This window comes from Aquabacterium sp. UBA2148 (assembly GCF_002328915.1).
GTDB lineage: Bacteria > Pseudomonadota > Gammaproteobacteria > Burkholderiales > Burkholderiaceae_C > Aquabacterium > Aquabacterium parvum.
In genome coordinates, this window is record NZ_DCXA01000159.1 from 15,825 (window position 1) to 20,355 (window position 4,531).

Here is a 4,531-nt window from a genome sequence, read left to right on the forward strand (position 1 = left end):
CGCCATGGTGCGGCTCGCCTGCGCCATGGGCCATCGCCGGGTTCAGGCTCAGCGCCCCCAGAGCCAAGGCCGCGATCTGGATGAGTTGTCTGGTACGCATGGTGTGTTCTCCGTTTGAAGTGGGGGTGCGCTTGAGGGCGGCACCACGCTGGCCCAGGTGGGTGACGCCCGCTTCAGAAAACGTCGCGGGTTTCGGCCAGGGACCCTGGCTCAGCGGATTCGGACTCTGCAGAGTCGCGCAACAGGCGCTCGGTGGGCTCGCGGCCCAGGCGCCAGAACAGCAAGGGCGTGAGCAGGGTGTCCAGCAGCGTGGAGCTGACCAGGCCCCCGAAAATCACCACCGCCACCGGGTGCAGGATCTCCTTGCCGGGGGCGTCCCCCGCCAGGAGCAGCGGGGTCAGCGCGAAGGCCGCCACCAAGGCGGTCATCAGCACCGGGGTCAGGCGCTCCAGTGAGCCCCGCACGATCATGGCCTGGCTGAAGGACTCCCCTTCGAAGCGACACAGGTTGATGTAGTGGCTGATCTTGAGGATGCCGTTGCGGGTGGCGATGCCGGCCAGGGTGATGAAGCCCACCATGGCCGCGACCGACAGGCTCACCCCCGCCAACCACATGGCCACCACGCTGCCGATCAGAGCCAGGGGGATGTTGGCCATGATGACCCCGGTCAGCACCGCCGACCGATAGCGTGAGTACAGCACCAGGAACATCATCGTCAGCGACACCAGGGACAGGCCCAGGATGAGCTGGGTGGCCTGCTCCTGCGCCTGGAACTGGCCTTCGAGGCTGATGAAGCTGCCCGCTGGCAACGCTGTGCGCCCGATGACCTGCCGGATCTCTGCGATGACCTGCCCCATGTCCGAACCATCGGTGTTGGCGTAGACCACGATGCGGCGACGGCCGTTCTCCCGACCGATCTGGTTGGGGCCATCGGCCTCTTCGACGCTGGCAAAGCTCGACACCGGCAAGCGGCCGGCGGGCGTGTCGATCAGCGTGCGCGCCAGGTCGACGGGGCCGCGTTGCGCATCCGGCAGGCGCAAGACCAGGTCGTAGCGACGAGGCCCATCCACGATCTGGGCCCCGTGCGCCCCGTCGGTCAACGTTTGCAGGATCCGCACCGCCTCGCCCGGCGCCAGGCCGGTTTGCGCGAGCCGCTGCGGGTCGATGCGAACCATCACCTGGGGAATCAGGACCTGCTTCTCGACGGTCAGGTCGACCAGGCCATGAACCCCGGCCAGGCCTTGCCGCAGCTGCTCGGCCAGGCCGCGCAGGGTGTCGGTGTCGTCGCCGTAGACCTTGATGGCGATCTGGGCGCGCACGCCCGAGAGCAGGTGATCCAGCCGGTGCGAAATGGGCTGACCGATGGCCACCTGCGCGGGCAGGACCGACAACTGGGCACGGATCTGCGCCATCACCGCCTCGCGGTCCACGGGCGGCCCGTCGCGGCGCAGGTCCACGTCGATTTCCGCCGAATGCACGCCCTCGGCGTGCTCGTCCAGCTCGGCACGACCGGTGCGCCGGCCGACCTGCGTGACACCTGGCACTGCGGTGATCAGCCGCTCGGCGATGGCGCCCATGCGATTCGCCTCGGCCAGCGAGGTACCGGGGTTGAACATCAGCGACAACACCAGCGAGCCTTCGTTGAAAGCCGGCAAAAAAGCGCGCGGAAAGAAGGGCACCGTGGCCGCGGCCGCAGCCACCGCCACCACCGCCCCACCCAGGAGCAGCCTGGCGTGCGGGAAGGACCAGTCGAGCAGGCGCCGGTCCCAAGCCTTGAGCCTGGACACCAGCGGGCTGTCCCCATGGTCCAGCCGCTTCATGCGGCCGAGCAAGGCGCTGCACAGCACCGGCGTGACGGTCATGGACACCAGCATCGACGCCAGGATGGACACGATGTAGGCGATGCCCAGGGGCGCGAACAGGCGGCCCTCGATGCCGGGCAGCGCGAACAGCGGCACGAACACCAGCACGACGATCACCGTGGCGTAGACGATGCCCGAGCGGACCTCCACGCTGGCCTGCCGCACCACCTCCAGGATGGGCCTGGGCTGCGGCAGCAAGCGGTTCTCCTTGAGCCGGCGCAGGATGTTCTCCACGTCCACCACCGCATCGTCGACCAGCTCGCCGACCGCGATGGCCAAGCCACCCAGGGTCATCACGTTGATCGACTGGTCCAGCAGCCGGAACACGAGCGCCGTCACCGCCAGCGACAGCGGGATGGCCACCAGCGAGATCAGCGTGGTGCGAGCCGACAGCAGGAAGGCAAACAGCACGATGGCCACCATGATGGCGCCGTCCCGCAGCGCCTCGGTCACGTTGCCGATGGACGCCTGGATGAAGTCCGCCTGCCTGAAGAGCACCTGGGGAGCGGCCAGGCCCGGGGGCATGCCGGCCCGGAGCTCCTCCAGCGCGCGCTCGATGAGGGCGGTCACCTTCACCGTGTCCGCCGAGGGCTGCTTCTGCACGCTGACGATGACGGCCGGCTGGCCCTTGAAACCAGCGTCACCCCGCTTGAGCCCCGGCGCGAACCTGACCTGGGCCACCTGGTTCAGCAACACCGGTCGCCCCTCTTTCCAGGCCACCGCGATGCCCTGCAGGTCCTCCACCTTGTTGGTGCGGCCGAGGTGGCGAATCAGGTACTCGCGGCTGTTGAGGTCCACGAAGCCGCCGCCCGCGTTGGTGGCAAAGCCACGCAAGGCTTGCTCGACCTGGGTCAGGGAGACACCCAGCTGGGCCATGCGCGCGGGATCCGGCTCCACCCGCAGCTGCCGCACCTCGCCACCGATGGGGATCACCTGAGACACCCCGGGCACGGCCAGCAGGCGCGGCCGCAGCACGAAGTCCGCGTGCTCACGCGCCTGCATGGGCGAGGCGGCGTCCTTGCCATCGCCCAGCGGCAAGGCGATGAGCATGATCTCGCCCATGATGGACGAGACCGGCCCCATCACCGGGGTGATGGACTGCGGCAGTTGCGACCTCAATTGCCCCAGTCGCTCGGCCACCAGCTGGCGATTGCGGTAGACGTCGGTGCCCCAATCGAACTCCGCGTAGACGATGGACAAGCCCACCCCGGACGTCGAACGCACCCGGGTGACACCGGGCATGCCGTTGAGCGCCGTCTCGATGGGGAAGGTGACCAGTTGCTCGACCTCTTCCGGCGCCATGCCACCCGCCTCGGCCATCACCGTGACGACGGGCTTGTTGAGGTCCGGGAACACATCGACCGGCGTGCGCCAGGCCGTGATCGCCCCGCAGGCCATCAGCACGGTAGCGATGGCCAGCACGAAGAGCCGGTTGTGCAGGCTGTGCCTGACGATCCAGTTGAACATGCCAACCCCTTCAGCGGATCTGTGCGACCAGCGCCGCGCCCTGGACCACGACCCGGTTGTCGGCCGACAGGCCCCGGGTCACCAGCACGGTGTGCGTGTCCAGCACCTGGACCTGCACGGGCTGCGGCACGAAGCGCTCCGCGCCCGACTTGATCCACACCACCGCCTCGTTCGACGGGCTGCGCACCACCGCCTCGGCGGGCAGCACGATGCCCTGGCGGCGCGCCTTGAGCGCCGCCGTCACCACGACCGGCTGCCCCACCGCCAGCATGGCGCCGTCGGACACCTGCACCCCGAAGGTCAGAGGCAAGACCCCGTCGCGCAGGGCCCGGGCCGCACCGATCAGCTTCAGCTTCACGCCCTCCACGCCGACCAGGCTGGCGGTGTCAACCTGCGCGCCCAGCTGGACATCCGGCGTCGAGGCCTCGACCAGCATGCGGGCAGGGTCGACGACCTCCAACAGCACCTCCCGGCTCTCGACGACTTGCCCCACCTGGATCGCCACCCGCGCGACGACACCAGAGACCGGTGCACGCAAGGGTTCGCGGGCCTCCAGGCTGGCGCCGATGTCTCGCTCGCGCTCCTGCAGCGACCGGGCTTCGACGCGGGCCGCCTCGATCTCCTTGCGGGGCACCGTGCCCTCCAGGGACGCCAGGCGCTGCAGGCGCTGCTCGGCCAGCTCCCGCGCCGCGCGCAACTCGGCGCGCTGCGATCGCTGGGCGGCCTCGGCATATGGCTCGGCATGGTGGCGCACCCAGGCCAGGACCTCGCCCTGGCGAACGACCTGACCGGCCACGGGCAGCCCCTTGGGGCCCGCCTCGATCCGACCGCCGTGGGCCGACTGCACCCACCCGCTGGCATTGGGGTCGGCGATCACGCGCCCGGGAAGCTGGACGGTCACGGCCGCCGCCGACTCGGCCGCGATCAGCGTGCGCAGGCCCATGCGCCGCTGGGCCAGCTTGGGCACCTGGACACTGCCGTCGGGCAGGCGGGCCAGGCCTGCGGCGTTGGGGGCTGCCGCCAGGTCCAGGTGCTCGCCGTTGGGCCCGTGGGCCCCTGGCGACGCGTGGACCGGGGACAGCGCCACGCTCAGCACCAGCGCAGCGCATGCAGGCCAGCGGTTTGAAAACAACTTGCGATTCATGCCTGACCTCCATCGACGTTGCGGGCCGCGACCCGACCGAGCTGGCGCCGCCGCCAGC

The 4,531-nt window shown here is 69.8% G+C and carries 2 protein-coding genes; both read right to left on the reverse strand.

The window, feature by feature from the left end; all coding sequences use genetic code 11:
* Positions 1–173 precede the first annotated feature (173 nt).
* Complete coding sequence (locus B2W70_RS08795) at positions 174–3,329, reverse strand: efflux RND transporter permease subunit (RefSeq protein WP_286744906.1); 3,156 nt, start codon at positions 3,327–3,329, stop codon at positions 174–176.
* A gap of 10 nt (positions 3,330–3,339) precedes the next feature.
* Positions 3,340–4,473 (reverse strand): efflux RND transporter periplasmic adaptor subunit, encoded by a 1,134-nt coding sequence (locus tag B2W70_RS08800; protein ID WP_286744909.1) that lies wholly within the window; start codon positions 4,471–4,473, stop codon positions 3,340–3,342.
* Positions 4,474–4,531 lie beyond the last annotated feature (58 nt).